The following is a 19,617-nucleotide window of genomic DNA, read 5'->3' on the forward strand; positions in this document are numbered from 1 at the left end:
CGTGATGTTTTTAAGTGATTAAATCGTGGTATTGTAATAATTACGCTTTGGACAAGATGAAATGATTTCTGCCCGGTTAAATGAAATAACCTCTTCTAATATCACATCAAACCCCCACAAACGATGCAAGTGCTTCATTACTTCTTGGTGGCCTTTATCTAAAGGAATTCGATTGTGTGGGACGTGCCTTAATATTAATGAACGGTCACCTCTTACATCCACATTCCATACTTGAATATTCGGTTCTAAATTACTCAAATTGTATTGAGCAGCTAACTTTTCTCGAATCTCTCGATAACCGACATCGTCATGAATAGCACTAATCTCAATGTGTTTACTTTTATCATCGTCTAATATGGCAAATAATTTAAATTCACGTATTAATTTAGGTGATAAATACTGGCTTATGAAACTTTCATCTTTGAAGTTATGCATCGCAAAATGAACGGCGTCTAACCAATCACTTCCTGCTAAATCTGGGAACCATTCCCTATCTTCATCTGTGGGCTCTTCACAGATACGGCGAATATCTTGAAACATAGCAAACCCTAATGCATAAGGGTTAATCCCACTATAATAAGGGCTGTTATAGCTTGGTTGCGCCACTACATTGGTATGGCTATGTAAAAATTCTAAAATGAATTTATCGGACACTAAGTCTTCATCGTAAAGATGATTTAAAATAGTGTAATGCCAAAATGTTGCCCATCCTTCATTCATTACCTGTGTTTGTTTTTGTGGATAAAAATATTGACTTATCTTACGAATAATCCTGACCAATTCCCGTTGCCACGATTCTAATAATGGTGCGTGTTTTTCAATAAAATACAGAATATTTTCTTGTGGCTCAGAGGGGAATCTTTCTTTTTCTTCGTTGTTTTCTTGCTTGGTTTTTGGAACGGTTCGCCATAGGTCATTTACTTGTGACTGAAGGTAAGCCTCTCTGTCTTCTTGACGAATTTTTTCTTCTGCAATGGATATTTTTTCAGGGCGTTTGTATCTATCTACGCCATAGTTCATGAGTGCGTGACAAGAATCTAGAATGGCCTCTACCTCATCAACGCCATGCTTTTCTTCACACTGAGTAATGTATTGCTGAGCGAAAAGTAGATAATCGACTATTGAGCTCGCATCAGTCCATGTTTGAAATAAATAATTCCCTTTAAAGAAAGAGTTATGCCCATAACAAGCATGTGCCATCACTAATGCTTGCATCGTAATGGTATTTTCTTCCATAAGATAAGAGATGCAAGGGGAGGAGTTGATGACAATTTCATAAGCTAAGCCCATTTGGCCATGCTTATAATTCTGTTCGGTTTGAATGAATTTTTTTCCAAATGACCAATGATGGTAATTAATGGGCATCCCAACACTAGAATACGCATCCATCATTTGTTCAGCGGTGATGATCTCAATTTGGTTAGGGTAGGTATCTAAACGGTAATACTCCGCAACGCGCTTAATTTCAACATGGTATTGTTCTAAGGTTTGAAAGGTCCAATCTGGCCCATCAGGTAACCTACTTTTTTTATTCATAGTATTTCCTCCTAAGCCAATTGTTTGTGGAATAATTCTCTAAAAATAGGGTAAATATCATCAACGGTTTTGATATTTTTCATCGCAAAGTTATTGCACCCTTGAGATAGTTTTTCATATTCGTTCCACAGTGTTTGGTGTGTTCGTTTTGTGATTTCAATGTAGGAATAATATTGGCAATAAGGAAGAATTGACGTAGTAAGTAGCTCCTTACATTTTGGTGAATCGTCTGCCCAGTTGTCCCCATCAGAGGCTTGAGCAGCATAAATATTCCACTCATTGGCGGGATAACGTTTAGTGACAATGTCATTCATGAGTTTTAATGCGCTTGAAACCATAGTGCCTCCCGTTTCTTGGGAGTAGAAAAATTCATGCTCATCAACTTCTTTTGCTTGAGTATGGTGGCGAATAAAAACAACGTCGACATTTTCATAAGTACGAGTTAAGAATAAATAAAGTAAGACATAGAAGCGTTTAGCAATGTCTTTAGTCGCTTGGTCCATGGAGCCGGATACGTCCATTAAACAAAACATAACCGCTTGGCTTGATGGAATAGGGGTTCGTTCATAGTTTTTATAGCGTAAATCGAAAGAATCAATGTAAGGCACATGTTTAATTTTGGTTCTTAATGCTTCGATTTCTTCTTTCATTTGTCGAACCGAGAGCGGTTGTGCCGGTTCGCTGTTTTTTATGTTCTCAAGTTCTTGTTCTAATTCTTTAAGTAAGCGTCTTTTTCCTGCTGTCATGGCAGTACGGCGAGCAAGTGATTGCTGCAACGAACGAACAATGTCTATGTTTGATGGAACACCGGCTGTTTGATACCCAGCGCGATGTGTTTCCCATTCTGTTATTTTTTGAACTTGGTTTTTTTCTAAATTAGGCAATTCAAGTTGTTCAAAAAGAATGTCTAAGTATTCATCTTTTGAAATTTGGAAACTAAATTCATCTTCTCCTTCACCGTCGGCACTGGCATCGCCGTCTCCTGACCCCCCTCCCGCGCCTCCTTGAGGACGTTCGATTTTATCTCCTTTGATAAATTGGTCATTTCCTGGATGAACGCGTTCGCGAATGCCTCCCTGACCTTGATGAAAAATAGGTTCAGAGATGTCCCCTTTAGGAATAGAGATGCTTTCTCCCGTTTCAGTATTCGTTACTGAACGTTGGTTTACTGCATCAGAGACCGCACGTTTAATTTGGTCTTTGTGGCGACGAATAAAGCGCTGTCTGTTGACGGTGCTTTTCTTTTTTCCGTTCAATCTTCGATCAATAAATTGAGCCATAATATGTCCCCCTATATTTTGGTAGGGGCAGCCTATGAGATATAGGCTGCAACGTCCTGTTGGTTGATTATGAAGATTTACGAACGCGTAGGTACCACTCAGCAAGTAAACGAACTTGTTTTTTGGTATACCCTTTTTCCATCATACGAGCGACAAAATCATCGTGTTTTTTCTGATCATCTGTTGATGTTTTCGCGTTAAAAGAAATTACTGGCAGTAAGTCTTCTGTGTTTGAGAACATTTTTTTCTCAATAACAACACGCAGCTTTTCATAACTGGTCCATTTAGGGTTGTGGCCGTTATTATTGGCTTTTGCTCTAAGAACAAAGTTAACAATTTCATTTCGGAAATCTTTAGGATTACTTATCCCTGCGGTTTTTTCTATTTTTTCTAGCTCATCGTTCAATGCTGAGCGATCAAATAACTGACCAGTATCTGGATCTCGATACTCTTGATCTTGGATCCAAAAATCGGCATAAGTGACGTAACGATCAAAGATGTTTTGTCCGTATTCTGAATAAGATTCTAAGTAAGCGGTTTGAATTTCTTTACCAATAAACTCAACGTATTTTGGTACAAGAAAACCTTTCACAAATTCGGTGTATTTATCGGCAACATCTTGAGCGAATTGTTCTCGTTCAATTTGTTGTTCAATGACATAAAAAAGGTGAACGGGGTTTGCTGCGACTTCGGTTTGGTCAAAGTTAAATACGCGTGACAGAATTTTGAAAGCGAATCGAGTGGATAGGCCTGACATGCCTTCATCCACACCAGCAAAATCTTTATATTCTTGATAGCTTTTTGCTTTTGGATCCGTGTCTTTCAATGTTTCCCCATCATAAACACGCATTTTAGAGAATAGAGATGAATTCTCAGGATCTTTTAGGCGTGAAAGTATGGTGAATTGAGCTAGGATGCCAAGGGTGCTTGGTGAGCAAGGTGCTTGAGATAACTCACTGTGTTCTAGCAGCTTTTGGTATATTTTTATTTCTTCAGAAACACGTAAACAATATGGGACTTTAACGATATAAACTCGATCTAAAAAAGCTTCGTTGTTTTTGTTGTTTCGGAATGTTTGCCATTCTGATTCGTTTGAGTGAGCTAAAATCATGCCGTCAAAAGGTAATGCTGATAAGCCTTCTGTTCCATTAAAGTTCCCTTCTTGTGTTGCCGTTAGAAGAGGGTGTAGCACTTTAATTGGCGCTTTAAACATTTCGACAAATTCCATTAAACCTTGGTTGGCTTTACAGAGTGATCCTGAATAGCTATAAGCATCGGGGTCATCTTGGGCGAAATGCTCTAATTGGCGGATGTCTACTTTACCGACCAGAGAAGAGATGTCTTGGTTGTTTTCATCACCTGGTTCAGTTTTAGCAATACCGATTTGGTCAAGAATAGAAGGGTTTACTTTAATCACTTTAAATTGCGTGATGTCACCGCCAAATTCGTGCAACCTTTTTGCAGCCCAAGGGGACATAATAGAACGTAGGTTTCGCTTCTCAATGCCATATTCTTTTTTTAATAGTTCCCCATCTTCGGCTACGTCAAATAAGCAGAAAGGATGGTCATTTACAGGACTACGAACGCCATTTGCACTTAATACATAAATTGGCAATTGTTGCATGAGACTTTTTAGTTTTTCGGCAAGTGATGATTTACCACCACCAACAGGGCCGAGTAAGTAAAGGATTTGTTTGCGCTCTTCTAAGCCTTGAGAAGCATGCTTTAGGTAAGACACGATTTGTTCAATTGGCTCTTCCATGCCATAGAAGTCTTTGAATGTCTCATAGCGAGAAATTACTCGGTTTGAGAATATACGACTAAGCTGAGGATCAAGAGCTGTGTCAATGACTTCGGGCTCACCAATGGCCAATAAAAGTCTTTCTGCTGCATTGGCATAAGCACTTTTGTCCTGACTACATAGTGATAAGAAATCTTGCAGTGAAAGCTCTTCATCTTTTGCCGCTTCGTAACGGGCTTGATAGTGGTCAAAAATACTCATATCCATTTCCTCTTGTCATCCGTTTTTTTTATTACACATCTTAAGGTTAGTAACTAAACCCTTATTTTGTCCAAGAAAAAACCGAAAATAGAATAAAAATTGATCGAGAAATGCGGCAACACGCAGGTATAAAAAAAGCGAACTTAATAAAGTCCGCTAATTGACATTTTGATTAATAGGCTTGATGACTATTTGCTGTGGAATTGCTCGCAAGCCAATAATGTGTTTTCAATTAAACTTGCTACGGTCATTGGACCAACGCCACCAGGAACGGGAGTGATATAGCTTGCTTTTGTTTTGGCTACATCAAATTCAACGTCACCAATGAGCTTACCTGTGTCTAGACGGTTAATACCAACATCGACCACAACAGCGCCTTCTTTTATCCATTCTCCAGGGATAAAGTTTGGTTTGCCTACCGCAACCACAACAAGATCAGCTTGGCGAATGTGATGCTCTAAATCTTTTGTGAAACGGTGACAAGTCGTCGTGGTGCAACCAGCAAGAAGCAATTCAAGGGTCATCGGGCGACCAACAATATTTGAGGCCCCAACGACAACAGCGTGCATCCCTCGAACTTGAATATTGTAGCGATCAAGTAGAGTGATAATGCCTTTTGGTGTGCATGAACGTAATTTTGGAATACGTTGAGATAGACGTCCTACGTTGTACGGGTGAAATCCATCGACGTCTTTTTCTGGATCGATATGCTCTAAAATTTTAGTGCTATCCATTCCTGCAGGAAGAGGTAACTGAACCAAAATACCATCGATTTCAGGATCTTGATTTAGTGTATCAATTAATGTCAGCAATTCCGCTTCTGTGGTCGTGGTTGGTAAATCATAAGATTTTGATACGAATCCAACTTCTTCACAGGCACGGCGTTTACTTCCTACATAGACTTGAGACGCAGGATCTTGTCCTACCAAAACAACGGCTAGACCAGGAGCACGCAGTCCGGCCTCTATGCGGGCTTTTACACGAGCACCGACTTCAGAGCGAACAGTTTGAGAAATAAGTTTTCCATCGATAATTTGAGCGGTCATAGTGATCCTTTCAAGGGCTTGGACTGATTGACGTGCGCATTGTCTCAGAATTAAATAATAATAGCTACAACGCAAACGTTTGCTTTTTGCTGTTTTTGAAGATGACAAATCGTCAAACCAATAACAAGCACCTTTAAATCAATGTAATATGTATATATTGAATCAAAGAATAGACAATATGCCTTTTTTTTCAGCATTCAGTAAGATAATGATAAGAAAAGGATTGATCTAGTTTCGTATATTCGTATAATCCTACCCCATAGAGCGCCCTTAGCTCAGCTGGATAGAGCACCTCCCTTCTAAGGAGGTGGTCGAAGGTTCGAATCCTTCAGGGCGTACCAAATTGAAAAAGCCGCAATAACTGAAAAGTTATTGCGGCTTTTTTCATATCTGTCATATCCATTTTTAATATGCTAGCGTTAGCTTAATTTACTTTTAATGGATTAAATGATGTCGATTTGGAATTCCCTTTCACTTAGTACTCGTTATTCTGAGCTTCCTCCACTTCTCTTTACTCATGTACCGCCACAACCGTTAAACAATGTCCATTGGATAATGTGGAATGAAAAACTCGCTAAACGGTTTAATTTGCCTTTAGATCCTGCGGCAGATGCTGAGTTATTATCTGGTTTTTCTGGAGAGGTTGTTCCGCCTCAATTTTCTCCTTTGGCAATGAAATACGCTGGGCATCAATTTGGCAGTTACAATCCTGATTTAGGTGATGGTCGGGGGTTATTACTGGCAGAGATCAAAGATAAAGCCGGTGCCAGTTTTGATATTCATTTAAAAGGGGCAGGCCGAACACCTTATTCTCGTTCAGGGGATGGGAGGGCGGTATTACGATCGACGATTCGAGAGTATTTGTGCAGCGAAGCGATGTTCGGATTAGGTATTCCTACCACAAGAGCGTTAGGGATGATGGGTAGCGATACGCCTGTTTATCGAGAAGGGTATGAAACTGGAGCATTGTTACTTCGTGTGGCAGAAACTCATGTTCGCTTTGGTCATTTTGAGCATCTCTTTTATTCGAATTTATTGGCGGAACATAAATTATTAGCGGACAAAGTCATTGAATGGCATTTTCCTGATTGCTTAGATAATGAGAATCCTTATGCCGTTATGTTTAATGAGATCGTTGATCGTACGGCTAAGATGATTGCACATTGGCAAGCGGTGGGTTTTGCTCATGGTGTAATGAATACGGACAATATGTCTATCATTGGGCAAACATTTGATTATGGCCCTTTTGGCTTTCTTGATGATTATGAACCAGGATACATTTGTAACCATTCTGACTATCAAGGACGTTATGCATTTAATCAACAACCAAGAATTGGCTTATGGAATCTATCTGCCCTTGCTCATGCTTTATCTCCACTGATTGATAAGGCCGATTTAGATCAAGCACTAGAACAATACGAAGTGCAATTACATGGCTATTTTAGTCAATTGATGAGACAAAAATTAGGGCTAATAACAAAGCAAGACGGAGATAGTCGATTATTTGAATCCATGTTTGAATTATTGTCTCAAAATTCGGTGGATTACACGCGTTTTTTACGAGAGTTATCAAATGTTGATACTCATAATGAGCAAGCGATTATTGATTTATTTATCGATCGAGATGCGGCGAAATTATGGGTTAGTTTATACATAACTCGTTGTGAGAAAGAGCATGAGACAGTGGCCTCTCGATGTAAAAAAATGCGAGAAGTTAACCCTAAATATATTCTTCGAAACTACCTAGCACAGCAAGCGATAGATAAAGCACAAGAAGGGGACTATAGCGAACTAGAAGCTTTGAGTTTATTGCTTCGGTCGCCTTTTGATGAACATATTGAATTTGAACATTATGCGAATTTACCTCCGAGTTGGGGTAAGAAAATGGAAATAAGTTGTTCGTCATAACGGAAATAAGCAGCTAGGTTAGCTGCTTATTTTTCATCTGATATTTATTGCTTCTCTTTCAGATCATGGAGCATCAGTTCAGTGACTTCATCTAAAGAGTACGTATTGTCAGTATTTGTATAGCCTTGAGCTAACACTGACCATTGTTGATAAGGCTGATTTGGTAAAAAGAGGGCAATAAAAATACTCGCTTTTTGTGAGTCATCATTATCATCAATACCTATTGGTTGTATTCCCGTTAATAAGCCTGTTTTCTCTAGAATGGCCATATCTTTAATGTTTTCTTCTATTCCTAAGCCATAACCAATATAAAAATCAGCGTTACTAACATCATCTGTAAATAAGTATCCCTTTTGTTCTAGAGACGCTTTCAATGCTTGTGAGAATCGTTGTTCTATGTCTCTGTTATTTAATTCTTTATTTAAAAAATTAGCACTAATTGTAGGGTGCCAAGCGAATGTGGTTTTGTTTTGAAGGATATTATTAATATCGCCAGTAGTGACTAAATTTATGGTGCTTTTTTCTTGATAAGTTTCAGACACACAACCAGAAAGGGTGAGAAGTAGAATAAACGAAATAAAATATTTCAAAATAGTTCCCTGAATAAATTGATTGGAGTTTAGAGTATTTCTTATGTGATAGGTTCAAAAAAGGTGAGTAGTAATACTCACCGTTGATCTCACTTTAACAGTAAGTATTATTTTATGCTATTTTACAGCTTCACCTTCAAGCGGTTTAATTTCGCTTGCATGATAGCCTTTAGGGCCTTCATGAATTTCGTAGGTGACAGCTTGTCCTGCTTTTAATGTACGGTAGCCATCCATCTCGATTGTTGAGTAATGAGCAAAAATATCACCATCCTCACCTTCTGGACAAATGAAGCCAAACCCTTTGGCGTTATTGAACCATTTTACTGTGCCTATTGCCATGCTATACATCCCTCTGCATTTTTAGTTACCTAGCATAATGTCTATCAATTAAGTTTTTGCCTAATTGATAACCACTACTAGGTACACTCTATTAAATATAAAGAGGGAGTCAAGTACAAATTGGTTACCTTTGTAACATTTATGTTTAATATCACATTTAAGATTAACATTTATATCAATAATATCAATTTGATAAATTAAGTGGTTATAAAGAAAAAAAGGCTCTATTCTTTATTTGTGTTATCGATGATTTTCTATGCAAACGGTCACTAAATAGGTGATAAAGACGTTAAATTCACATCTTTTGTTTGATGTAACTCCTCGTCTAGATTAGGCTGAATAGTAGGAGATACCTTGCAGTATCAAAAATGTTTTTTAACGAATTAGTTGCCGACATGAGTAAATTCTATGAATGGATTTCTCCTGATTCAGATGTTCTGGAACTGGAGAAAACAGGTTTAAAGCCGCCGCCGATGTATAAGGTAGTTTTAAATAATGATGATTACACTCCAATGGAGTTTGTTGTTGAAGTTTTAGATAAATTTTTTTCCATGGATTTGGAAAAAGCGACACAATTAATGCTTACTGTGCATTATGAAGGGAAAGCAGTATGTGGGGTTTTTACTGCTGAAGTTGCTGAAACTAAAGTTGCGCAAGTAAACATTTATTCGCGTGATAATGAGCACCCACTACTGTGTACAATGGAGCAAGCTTAAGTTTGTTCGTTACACCATCATTTGGTGTTTTGGGAGGTTCCTATGCTAAATAAAGAATTAGAAGCGAGTTTAAACAGTGCGTTTGCTCGTGCAAGAGAAAAGCGTCATGAATTTATGACAGTGGAGCATTTGTTATTTGCTCTATTAGAGAACCCATCTGCACACGAAGCTCTTATTGCTTGCCATACAGACCTGGATGCTCTTTCGACAGAAATTGATGAATTCATAACACAAACAACTCCTCTTATTCCAGCTGACGATGATAGTCGTGAAACGCAGCCAACGTTAAGCTTTCAACGTGTTCTTCAACGAGCTGTTTTTCATGTTCAATCATCAGGTCGTAATGAAGTCACTGGCGCGAATGTTTTAGTCGCTATTTTTAGCGAGCAAGAATCTCATGCTGCTTATCTTCTTAAAAAGAATGATATTAGTCGACTCGATATTGTTAACTTTATTTCTCATGGTGCACCAGAAAATCGAGATGAGAATTCAGAACAATCAAATGTAGAAGCCGCTGTTGAAGGCAATTCTGATGATCAATTAGAAAGCTTCGCAACTAACTTAAATCAAGTCGCTAAAAATGGCGGTATTGATCCGTTGATTGGTCGTGAGCAAGAAGTTGAACGAACAATTCAAGTTCTTTGTCGTCGACGTAAAAATAACCCATTACTAGTGGGTGAAGCTGGAGTCGGAAAAACGGCGATAGCGGAAGGGTTAGCATGGAGAATTGTTGAAGAACAAGTTCCCGATGTGATTAAAGATTGTATTATTTATTCTCTTGATATTGGTTCTCTATTAGCGGGTACTAAATATCGTGGTGATTTTGAAAAACGATTTAAAGCCATTTTAAAACAGCTTGAAAAAGAAGAACATGCGATTTTATTCATTGATGAAATCCATACCATTATTGGCGCTGGTGCCGCTTCTGGTGGGCAAGTTGATGCGGCTAATTTAATTAAGCCATTACTAAGCAGCGGTAAGTTACGTTGTATTGGTTCTACAACTTATCAAGAACACAGTACTATTTTTGAAAAAGAACGAGCGCTTGCTCGTCGATTCCAAAAAATTGATATTTTAGAACCATCAATAGATGATACAACTAAAATATTAATGGGTCTGAAAAGTAAATATGAAGAACACCACGAGGTTCGTTATACCAATAAAGCACTCCGTGCTGCGGTAGAACTGTCAGCGAAATACATTAATGAGCGTCACTTGCCAGATAAGGCGATTGATGTGATTGATGAAGCTGGTGCCCGTTGTCGTTTGACTCCAATTAGCCGTCGCAAAAAAACCATCAATGTTGCTGATATAGAATCGATGGTTGCTAAAATGGCTCGTATTCCAGAAAAATCAGTATCATCAAGCGATAAAGATGTACTGAAAAAACTGGATGCTAAACTTAAAATGTTAGTGTTTGGGCAAGATCAAGGTATCGATGTTTTATGTGAAGCCATTAAATTGAGCCGTGCTGGACTGGGTGCAGATAATAAACCTGTTGGTTCTTTCTTGTTTGCGGGTCCGACAGGGGTTGGTAAAACTGAAGTAACGGTACAATTAGCAAAAGCATTGGGCATAGAATTATTACGTTTTGATATGTCTGAGTACGGTGAGCGTCATACTGTTAGTCGCTTGATCGGTGCTCCTCCTGGTTACGTTGGTTATGAGCAGGGAGGTCTATTAACCGACGCGGTTATTAAGCATCCTCATTCTGTCGTATTACTTGATGAGCTTGAAAAAGCACACCCTGACGTATTTAATTTGCTACTGCAAGTTATGGATAATGGGACATTAACGGATAACAATGGCCGTAAAGCTGATTTCCGCAATGTTATTTTTGTAATGACAACCAATGCTGGTGTCCATGACACGGTCAAAAAATCTATTGGTTTAATCCAACAAGATCACAGTACCGATGCGATGGCTGCGATTAAAAAAGTATTTACGCCAGAATTTAGAAACCGTCTGGATAATATTATTTGGTTTGAGCACTTAGGCAAAGACGTGATCGGGCAAGTTGTTGATAAGTTCATTGTTGAATTACAAGCACAATTAGACGCTCGTGGTGTATCAATGGAAGTATCGCAAGATGTCAAAGAGTGGTTAGCTAATAAAGGATACGATAAAGCGATGGGCGCACGTCCAATGGCTCGTGTTATTCAAGAAAACTTGAAAAAACCAATGGCAAATGAGCTATTATTTGGTGAGTTAGTTAATGGTGGCACCGTTCGAGTTAAATTAACGAAAGGTGAATTGGACTTTGAGTTTACGAGTGAAGCTGAAGTTGTCCATTAAATATCATTTTATAATGTTATAAATATAAAAAACCCAGTCTGTTGACTGGGTTTTTTTATATTGTTTAATACTACCCAGTGTAAATATGTTTACTTTGGGTAGTAAGATGACAATTAACGAGCACGGAAGACGATACGGCCTTTAGATAAATCGTAAGGAGTCATTTCAACTGTTACTTTGTCACCAGTAAGAATACGGATGTAGTTTTTACGCATTTTACCTGAGATATGAGCAGTAACAACGTGACCGTTTTCTAATTCTACGCGAAACATAGTGTTTGGTAGTGTATCCAGAACTGTGCCTTGCAGTTCAATTGCGTCTTCTTTTGCCATTGAATCCTCTTTATATAGATAGCTTCGGCTGATTTTTAAGCGGCTAATAATGCCCTTAAAAATGATGTATGTAAAGTTTGTTGGGCATCTTACCCCTGCCAGACCATATTTACTAGCTTTTGGTTCGGTTTATATCGATCTTTATATTTCATGGCAGGACAGTCGTCTATTTGGTAACCAGGGTAGACCCATTTCTTATTTAATTTCGTGCATAATTGCAATTGAATCAATACCGATACCGTGCCTAAAGACAAAGCATTGTCAGGGTCAAAGAAAGTGTACATCGCACTGAGTGAATCCGATAAAAGATCAGTAACGGCAATAGAAACTAAGACTTCATTTTCATAAATATGAAGGAAGTGTCTAGGTAACCATTCTGCTTGAGCGAATTCAAAAAATTGTTCTTTATTTGCAGGAAACATGCTCCCTGATTGATGACGAGCATTAATGTAGCGTTCATATAAAGAAAACCAATTTTCATCCATTTGAGATTTAATTTCCCATTCAAAATGAGACGATTTATTTAAAATACGTTTTTGGCTTTTACTGGGTGAGAAATTTTCGGCATCAATACGAAGTGGTTGGCACGCATTGCAAGAATCACACATCGGTTTATAAATCGTGGAACCACTACGACGAAATCCCAAGCGTATTAATTCTTGATAACCTGACAATGAATGTAGTTCAGGTTCCATAATTACGCCTAATCGATCTTTTTGATCAGGTAAATAGCTGCATGTACCTTCAGGGGTTAGTCCTACTTGCAGTGAATATTGAGTCATAATTTATCCATTGCTAAGTGATTGAGGTTGATAACAGTTTTCGAACACTGAGATAGCTGAAAATACCTGTAACCTTTCATTAAATATAGGTCGTTCCATTGGAATCGCGCCTAAACTTTCTAAGTGAGGATTCATCATTTGGCAGTCAATGAGTTTGCCTCCAAAAGCAACAAAGTGCTCACAAAATTTCCATAAGGCAATTTTTGATGCATTGGTTTTTATTGAGAACATCGATTCACCACAAAATACTTGCCCAATTTGGAGACCATAAAGCCCTCCGACTAATTCATTATTAAACCAAACCTCGACAGAATGGCAATGCCCTAACTTAGCTAGGTTTTGATAAGCCTCGATCATTTCTGGCATTATCCATGTTTCTTCTGCTGGCCGAGTTGATGCGCATAATGAAATAACATCAGACGTCGCATGATTTATGGTGATGGAGTAACCTGACTTTTTAAAGAATTTCTTAAGGCTTTTTGATGGAGTGTAATTCTCTGGAATAAATACACCTCTTATACTTGGGCTCCACCATAGAATAGGATCGTCATTGCTATACCAAGGGAAAATCCCATGGGAGTAAGCGAGTAATAGGCGTTTGGGGGTTAAATCACCGCCCATAGCAAGTAAGCCATCAGGATCATGTAATGCGCTTTCTATGTCAGGAAATGAAGCGTCATGTTCTTGTTCAAGTTCGGGTAAATAGATAGTCATAGGCAAAAAGAAATACGTATTCATTATTTTTAATTTAGAGAGACGACATTGCCTCTAGCGCAACGCGTTGGTTTTCGTTACTCTGCAAGTATGAAGAATAACAAAAAATAACAATTAAAGCTGAAGCAGCTATGCAATATCTGAATCAAATAACAGGCATAGCATTATTTTTATTTGTATAGGAATTTTTACATAAACATGGAAAGCTTAACTCTTCAACCAATTTCAAAAATTGATGGCCAAATTAATTTACCTGGTTCAAAAAGTGTTTCTAACCGAGCACTATTACTTGCTGCACTAGCGTCAGGAAAAACAACATTAACTAATTTATTAGACAGCGATGATATTCGACATATGCTTAATGCACTAAAAGCATTGGGTGTTGATTATAAACTTTCAGAAGATAAGACGGTTTGCGAAGTGAATGGTCTGGGTCAAGCCTTTAAATCTACAACAGAAGCTTTAGAATTATTTCTGGGTAATGCGGGAACCGCAATGCGTCCATTAGCGGCTGCGTTATGTTTAGGTGAAGGCGAGTTTATCCTTACTGGTGAACCTCGTATGAAAGAGCGACCAATTGGGCACCTTGTTACTGCATTGAAAGCGGCTGGTGCTGATGTCGAATATTTAGAAAATGAAAATTATCCACCGTTAAAAATTAAAGGAACGGGTTTAAAAGGCGGGAATGTTGATATAGATGGTTCAATATCAAGTCAATTTTTAACGGCTTTTTTAATGGCAGCACCACTATCATCACAAGAAACAACCATTAATATTGTTGGCGATTTAGTGTCCAAACCGTATATCGATATTACGTTGGACATTATGGCTACTTTTGGTGTTGTAATTGAAAACAAAGAGTATAAAACGTTTGTTGTTCCTGCGAATCAATCTTACATCGCCCCAGGAGAATTTCTTGTAGAAGGAGATGCATCATCTGCATCTTATTTCTTAGCGGCTGCCGCGATCAAAGGCGGAAGTGTTAAAGTTACGGGTATTGGTAAAAAAAGCATCCAAGGCGATGTTCAGTTTGCTGATGCACTAGCAGCAATGGGTGCAGAGATTGAATGGGGTGATGACTATGTTATTGCTCATAAAGGTGAATTAAACGCCATTGATATGGATTTTAACCATATTCCAGATGCTGCAATGACAATCGCAACGACAGCGTTGTTCGCAAAAGGCACTACATCAATTCGCAATGTGTATAATTGGCGTGTAAAAGAAACGGATAGATTAGCCGCAATGGCAACTGAACTCCGTAAAGTAGGTGCTGAAGTTGAAGAAGGTGAGGATTATATTACGATCACTCCACCAGCGATGTTACGACATGCCACTATTGATACTTATGACGATCACCGTATGGCAATGTGCTTTTCTTTAGTTGCATTAAGTGATACGCCAGTGACGATTAATGATCCCGGTTGCACTTCTAAAACCTTCCCCGATTATTTTGATAAATTGAAAGAACTTAGCGTGTAATTTATTGTATTTAAGTCATTGGTTTTAAGTGGATGTAAGCCCTGTGTAAAAAATGCAGGGCTTTTTTAGTTTTTAAGAAACTAGAGTATATAAATAATCTGACTTGGGTATAATGCGGCGGTAGAAACCAATCATAATAATTAATGGAGAACTCCATGACTATTCATTCACCAGTCGTCACTGTTGATGGTCCAAGTGGAGCAGGTAAAGGCACTCTGTGCATGTTACTTGCCGAAAAGCTAGGTTATAATTTATTAGATTCTGGTGCGATTTATCGCGTATTAGCACTGGCTGCAATTCACCATGGTGTTGATTTAGGTTCAGAAGAAGGACTTGTTCCTCTTGCTGCTAATCTAGACGTTCAATTTAAAGCTGAAGGTGACTTGGTTAAAGTCATCTTAGAAGGCGAAGACGTCTCTTCGGAACTTCGTAAAGAAGAAACTGGTATGGCGGCATCAAAAGTAGCGGCTTTACCTCAAGTACGTGAAGCGTTATTACGTCGTCAAAGAGCCTTTGCTAGTGCCCCTGGACTTGTCGCTGATGGTCGAGATATGGGCACTGTTGTATTTACAGGTGCAGAAGTTAAGATATTTTTAGATGCAAGTGCTGAAGAACGTGCGAATCGCCGTATGAAGCAGTTGCAACAGAAGGGGTTAAATGTTAGATTTGACCGTCTTTTAAGCGAAATCCAAGAGCGTGATGATCGTGACCGCAATCGAGCTGTTGCACCATTACGTCCGGCGGAAGACGCTTTGGTACTAGATTCAACGTCAATGAATATTGATGAAGTCGTTGCTCAGGCACTTACTTTTATTGAATCTAAGCTATAATTGAAACTTAGTTAGTTTCAAGGATGATAACTAACCTTACTATCAACCCCATGCGGTAGGATACCCATGGACGTTTAATAATTGAAGATCAAATTAATGACTGAATCTTTTGCTCAACTCTTTGAAGAGTTTTTATCTGAAACTGAATTCCAACAAGGCAGCATCGTTAAAGGTGTTGTTGTTGCTATCGAGAACGGTTTCGTTCTTGTTGACGCAGGCCTTAAATCTGAAGCAGCAATCCCAGCTGAACAATTCAAGAACGCTGCTGGCGAACTTGAAGTTGAAGTTGGTTCTGAAGTAGACGTTGCTCTTGACGCTGTTGAAGATGGTTTCGGTGAAACTCAACTTTCTCGTGAGAAAGCGAAGCGTCACGAAGCTTGGATTCAACTTGAAAAAGCATATGAAGATGCTGAAACAGTTATGGGTGTTATTAACGGTAAAGTTAAAGGCGGCTTCACAGTTGAACTTAACGGTATCCGTGCATTCCTACCTGGTTCTCTTGTTGATGTACGTCCAGTACGTGACACTCTGCACCTTGAAGGCAAAGAGCTAGAGTTCAAAGTAATCAAACTTGACCAAAAGCGTAACAACGTTGTTGTTTCACGTCGTGCTGTTATCGAATCTGAAAACAGTGTTGAACGTGACGAGTTACTTGCTTCTCTACAAGAAGGCATGGAAGTTAAAGGTATCGTTAAGAACCTTACTGACTACGGTGCATTCGTTGATCTAGGTGGCGTTGACGGTCTACTACACATCACAGATATGGCTTGGAAGCGTGTTAAGCACCCATCTGAGATCGTAAATGTTGGTGACGAGATCAATGTTAAAGTTCTTAAGTTCGATCGTGAGCGCACTCGTGTTTCTCTAGGTCTTAAGCAACTTGGCGAAGATCCATGGGTAGCTATCGCTAAGCGTTACCCAGAAGGTCACAAACTTTCTGGTCGTGTTACTAACCTAACTGATTACGGCTGCTTCGTTGAAATCGAAGAAGGCGTTGAAGGTCTAGTACACGTTTCTGAAATGGATTGGACTAACAAGAACATCCACCCTTCTAAAGTTGTCAATGTAGGCGACGAAGTTGAGGTTATGGTTCTTGAGATTGACGAAGAACGTCGTCGTATCTCTCTAGGTCTGAAACAATGTAAAGCTAACCCTTGGCAGACATTCGCTGAAGCGCAAGCTAAAGGCGACCATGTTAGTGGTAAGATTAAATCTATCACTGATTTCGGTATCTTCATCGGTCTTGACGGCGGCATCGACGGTCTAGTTCACCTTTCTGACATTTCTTGGAATGCTACAGGTGAAGACGCGGTACGTGAGTACAAGAAAGGCGACGAAATCTCTGCTGTTGTTCTAGCTGTTGATGCTGAGCGTGAGCGTATTTCTCTAGGTGTTAAACAAATGGAAGAAGACCCATTTAACAACTACCTAGCAGACAACAAGAAAGGTACTCTAGTAAACGGTACTGTTTCAGCTGTTGACGCTAAAGGCGCTACAATTACTCTTGCAGATAGCGTAGAAGGTTACATCCGTACTTCTGAGCTTTCTCGTGACCGTATTGAAGATGCATCTCTAATCCTAAGCGTTGGCGATAGCGTTGAAGCGAAGTTCACTGGTGTAGACCGTAAGAACCGCGTAGTTAACCTATCTATCAAAGCTAAAGATGAAGCTGATGAGCAAGAAGCAATGGCGACACTGAATACTAAACCAGAAGATGGTGGTTTCGGTAGCGCAATGGCTGACGCTTTCAAAGCAGCTAAAGGCGAATAAGTAAATTAGAAGGGAGCACTATGCTCCCTTTTCTTTCGATAACGTAGGAGAGGTCATTTATGACAAAATCTGAATTGATTGAACAACTGTGTAGTAAAAAGCCTCAACTTTCTGCTAAGCAGGTTGAAGATACAGTCAAGGAAGTCCTTGAACAGATGGCAACAACGCTAGAGGGCGGTGATCGTATAGAGATTCGTGGTTTTGGTAGTTTTTCTCTACACTATCGGGAGCCTCGTTTAGGTCGTAATCCAAAAACTGGCGACAAAGTGGAATTAGACGGTAAGTTTGTTCCTCATTTTAAACCAGGTAAAGAACTGCGTGAACGTGTGAATTTCAGCTGATGCAAATTGGTATATAAAAACGGCATACTTTTAAGTATGCCGTTTTTTTATGTTCATTTTCAATGCATTTAGGTGTATCTTAGAATAGTAATAAAAGATGTCGTTAGGTGTCTATAAATAAGTAAACCTAATAATTACTCGCTTATTTATAGAGACTAGTCGTATGAAATCAACTGGAGGGAATACCAGTGAAAATTATAGTTACTATCGCATTAATTGCTCTTTTTTTAATATCTCTTGCACTCGGTGCTCAAAACCAAGTTGTTGTACATTTTAATTACTTATTAGCCCAAGATGATTTTCAGTTATCTACTTTACTTGGGATATTTTTTGCTACTGGCTTTGGTTTAGGTTGGCTTATTTGTGGCAGTATGTATTTAAAGGCAAGCGTTACTCAACGCCGATTACGTAAACGTCTCGAAAAACAAAACGCAGAATTGAATAAGCTGCGTCTTGAGTCAACAAAAGGATAGTTACTGAATGTTAGAGCTGCTATTCCTACTATTACCTATTGCTGCCGGCTATGGTTGGTATATGGGTAATCGGAATGCTGGACAACAACGTCAAAGAGAAACGAATCACCTGTCTCGTCAATACGTGACGGGTTTGAATTTATTGTTGTCTGATCAATCAGATAAAGCCGTCGATCACTTTATTGAATTACTTCAAGTTGACAGTGATACCATTGATACCCATCTTGCTCTAGGCAATCTTTTTAGAAGCAAAGGTGAGGTTGATCGCGCTATTAAAATCCACCAAAATCTCATCGCTCGTCCTAATCTTACTCTTGAACAACGAAATATTGCTCTCCAACAATTAGCCAAAGATTATATGGTTGCAGGTATTCTTGATCGTGCTGAAAAAATATTTGAGCAATTGGTCGACGAACCAGAGCATAAAGAAGCCGCATTATTGCAACTTGTATCTATCCATCAGCAAACCCGTGAATGGGAACAAGCCATTAAATTTGCAAATAGTTTGGTTAGGATGGGAAAGAAAAAAATCAAGCCAGACATTGCCCATTATTATTGTGAATTAGCAACATTAGACTTAGCTGAAGAGAATATTAATGCAGCGAAGCAACATTTAAAGAAAGCACTGTCGACGGATAATTTATGCGTTAGAGCATCAATAATGATGGCTAAGCTTTTAATGAAAGAAAACAATCATAAAGCTGCCGTTAGCCAATTAGAATCAGTATTAGATCAAGATATTGATTTTGTCAGTGAGGCATTACCTTTACTTGCTGAATGTTATGAAACGTTAGATAGAGAAGGTGTATTACTGCACTTCTTAAAAGAGGCTATTTCGAAAGGTTCAGGCGCAAGTGCTGAATTAATGTTGTCGAATCTGATTGCAAAGCATGAAGGTACCGCTGTAGCTCAAGGCTACATGACGAAACAGTTATTAAAAAACCCAACAATGAAAGGCTTTTATCGTTTAATGGGCTATCACGTAGATGAAGCTGAAAACGGTCGAGCAAAAGCGAGCTTATCAAGCTTGCAAAACCTAGTTGGTGAACAATTAAAAATGAAGCCAAATTATCGATGCAGTAAATGTGGATTTTCTGCACATCGTTTATTTTGGCAATGTCCTTCCTGTAAAGGGTGGGGGGTTATTAAGCCAATTAGAGGCTTAGACGGTGAATAATTAA

Annotated in this window: 18 protein-coding genes and 1 tRNA gene; 10 read left to right on the plus strand and 9 right to left on the minus strand. The window is 38.9% G+C overall.

Features of this window, described 5'->3' with window-relative positions; genetic code table 11:
• Nucleotides 1-18: 18 nt before the first annotated feature.
• From VSAL_RS11580 to folD, 4 genes are all read right to left on the minus strand, one after another.
• Nucleotides 19-1,536 carry a SpoVR family protein gene (locus VSAL_RS11580; RefSeq protein WP_012550722.1) on the minus strand — a complete coding sequence of 506 codons (1,518 nt, stop codon included), beginning with the start codon at nucleotides 1,534-1,536 and terminating at the stop codon, nucleotides 19-21.
• An 11-nt stretch (nucleotides 1,537-1,547) separates the two neighbouring features.
• Nucleotides 1,548-2,816, minus strand: a complete 1,269-nt coding sequence (locus tag VSAL_RS11585; protein ID WP_012550723.1) for a YeaH/YhbH family protein — start codon at nucleotides 2,814-2,816, stop codon at nucleotides 1,548-1,550.
• 67 nt (nucleotides 2,817-2,883) lie between these two features.
• A complete protein-coding gene (locus VSAL_RS11590; protein ID WP_012550724.1) occupies nucleotides 2,884-4,818 on the minus strand; it encodes a PrkA family serine protein kinase in 1,935 nt (644 codons plus the stop codon).
• Between the two features lie 188 nt (nucleotides 4,819-5,006).
• Nucleotides 5,007-5,864: a bifunctional methylenetetrahydrofolate dehydrogenase/methenyltetrahydrofolate cyclohydrolase FolD gene (gene folD / locus VSAL_RS11595; protein ID WP_012550725.1), complete on the minus strand. Its 858-nt coding sequence runs from the start codon at nucleotides 5,862-5,864 to the stop codon at nucleotides 5,007-5,009.
• Nucleotides 5,865-6,128: 264 nt separating this feature from the next.
• Between folD and VSAL_RS11600 the strand changes: the two genes are divergently transcribed.
• Nucleotides 6,129-6,205 (plus strand) — tRNA-Arg (locus VSAL_RS11600).
• A gap of 109 nt (nucleotides 6,206-6,314) precedes the next feature.
• Nucleotides 6,315-7,772: a protein adenylyltransferase SelO gene (locus VSAL_RS11605; RefSeq protein WP_012550726.1), complete on the plus strand. Its 1,458-nt coding sequence runs from the start codon at nucleotides 6,315-6,317 to the stop codon at nucleotides 7,770-7,772.
• 44 nt (nucleotides 7,773-7,816) lie between these two features.
• Here VSAL_RS11605 and VSAL_RS11610 read toward each other — a convergent pair whose 3' ends face one another.
• Both VSAL_RS11610 and cspD read right to left on the minus strand, forming a co-directional pair.
• Nucleotides 7,817-8,362, minus strand: coding sequence for a DUF4136 domain-containing protein (locus VSAL_RS11610; RefSeq protein ID WP_012550727.1), 546 nt, complete (start codon nucleotides 8,360-8,362; stop codon nucleotides 7,817-7,819).
• 117 nt (nucleotides 8,363-8,479) lie between these two features.
• Complete coding sequence (gene cspD, locus VSAL_RS11615; protein WP_012550728.1) at nucleotides 8,480-8,701, minus strand: cold shock domain-containing protein CspD; 222 nt, start codon at nucleotides 8,699-8,701, stop codon at nucleotides 8,480-8,482.
• Nucleotides 8,702-9,096: 395 nt separating this feature from the next.
• On the opposite strand from cspD, the gene clpS reads away from it, so the two are divergent.
• A complete protein-coding gene (gene clpS, locus VSAL_RS11620) occupies nucleotides 9,097-9,417 on the plus strand; it encodes an ATP-dependent Clp protease adapter ClpS (RefSeq protein ID WP_012550729.1) in 321 nt (106 codons plus the stop codon).
• Between the two features lie 42 nt (nucleotides 9,418-9,459).
• Entirely contained in the window at nucleotides 9,460-11,712 is a 2,253-nt protein-coding gene (gene clpA, locus VSAL_RS11625; protein ID WP_012550730.1) for an ATP-dependent Clp protease ATP-binding subunit ClpA, read from the plus strand.
• 113 nt (nucleotides 11,713-11,825) lie between these two features.
• Here clpA and infA read toward each other — a convergent pair whose 3' ends face one another.
• From infA to aat, 3 genes are all read right to left on the minus strand, one after another.
• Nucleotides 11,826-12,044 carry a translation initiation factor IF-1 gene (gene infA / locus VSAL_RS11630; protein ID WP_005420180.1) on the minus strand — a complete coding sequence of 73 codons (219 nt, stop codon included), beginning with the start codon at nucleotides 12,042-12,044 and terminating at the stop codon, nucleotides 11,826-11,828.
• An 89-nt stretch (nucleotides 12,045-12,133) separates the two neighbouring features.
• On the minus strand, nucleotides 12,134-12,826 hold the full coding sequence (locus tag VSAL_RS11635; protein WP_012550731.1) for an arginyltransferase: 693 nt from the start codon (nucleotides 12,824-12,826) through the stop codon (nucleotides 12,134-12,136).
• A 3-nt stretch (nucleotides 12,827-12,829) separates the two neighbouring features.
• The gene (gene aat, locus VSAL_RS11640; protein WP_012550732.1) at nucleotides 12,830-13,540 is read right to left on the minus strand and encodes a leucyl/phenylalanyl-tRNA--protein transferase; all 711 of its coding nucleotides are present in this window, start codon (nucleotides 13,538-13,540) and stop codon (nucleotides 12,830-12,832) included.
• Between the two features lie 198 nt (nucleotides 13,541-13,738).
• On the opposite strand from aat, the gene aroA reads away from it, so the two are divergent.
• The 6 genes from aroA to lapB all read left to right on the plus strand — a co-directional run bounded on the left by aroA (nucleotide 13,739) and on the right by lapB (nucleotide 19,613).
• Nucleotides 13,739-15,022, plus strand: a complete 1,284-nt coding sequence (gene aroA / locus VSAL_RS11645) for a 3-phosphoshikimate 1-carboxyvinyltransferase (RefSeq protein WP_012550733.1) — start codon at nucleotides 13,739-13,741, stop codon at nucleotides 15,020-15,022.
• Between the two features lie 155 nt (nucleotides 15,023-15,177).
• A complete protein-coding gene (gene cmk, locus VSAL_RS11650) occupies nucleotides 15,178-15,852 on the plus strand; it encodes a (d)CMP kinase (protein WP_012550734.1) in 675 nt (224 codons plus the stop codon).
• Between the two features lie 96 nt (nucleotides 15,853-15,948).
• Complete coding sequence (rpsA, locus tag VSAL_RS11655; RefSeq protein WP_012550735.1) at nucleotides 15,949-17,622, plus strand: 30S ribosomal protein S1; 1,674 nt, start codon at nucleotides 15,949-15,951, stop codon at nucleotides 17,620-17,622.
• Between the two features lie 59 nt (nucleotides 17,623-17,681).
• Entirely contained in the window at nucleotides 17,682-17,963 is a 282-nt protein-coding gene (gene ihfB / locus VSAL_RS11660) for an integration host factor subunit beta (protein ID WP_012550736.1), read from the plus strand.
• Nucleotides 17,964-18,151: 188 nt separating this feature from the next.
• Nucleotides 18,152-18,436, plus strand: coding sequence for a LapA family protein (locus VSAL_RS11665; RefSeq protein ID WP_012550737.1), 285 nt, complete (start codon nucleotides 18,152-18,154; stop codon nucleotides 18,434-18,436).
• Between the two features lie 7 nt (nucleotides 18,437-18,443).
• The gene (lapB, locus tag VSAL_RS11670; RefSeq protein ID WP_012550738.1) at nucleotides 18,444-19,613 is read left to right on the plus strand and encodes a lipopolysaccharide assembly protein LapB; all 1,170 of its coding nucleotides are present in this window, start codon (nucleotides 18,444-18,446) and stop codon (nucleotides 19,611-19,613) included.
• Nucleotides 19,614-19,617: the final 4 nt, after the last annotated feature.

Source organism: Aliivibrio salmonicida LFI1238 (assembly GCF_000196495.1).
GTDB lineage: Bacteria > Pseudomonadota > Gammaproteobacteria > Enterobacterales > Vibrionaceae > Aliivibrio > Aliivibrio salmonicida.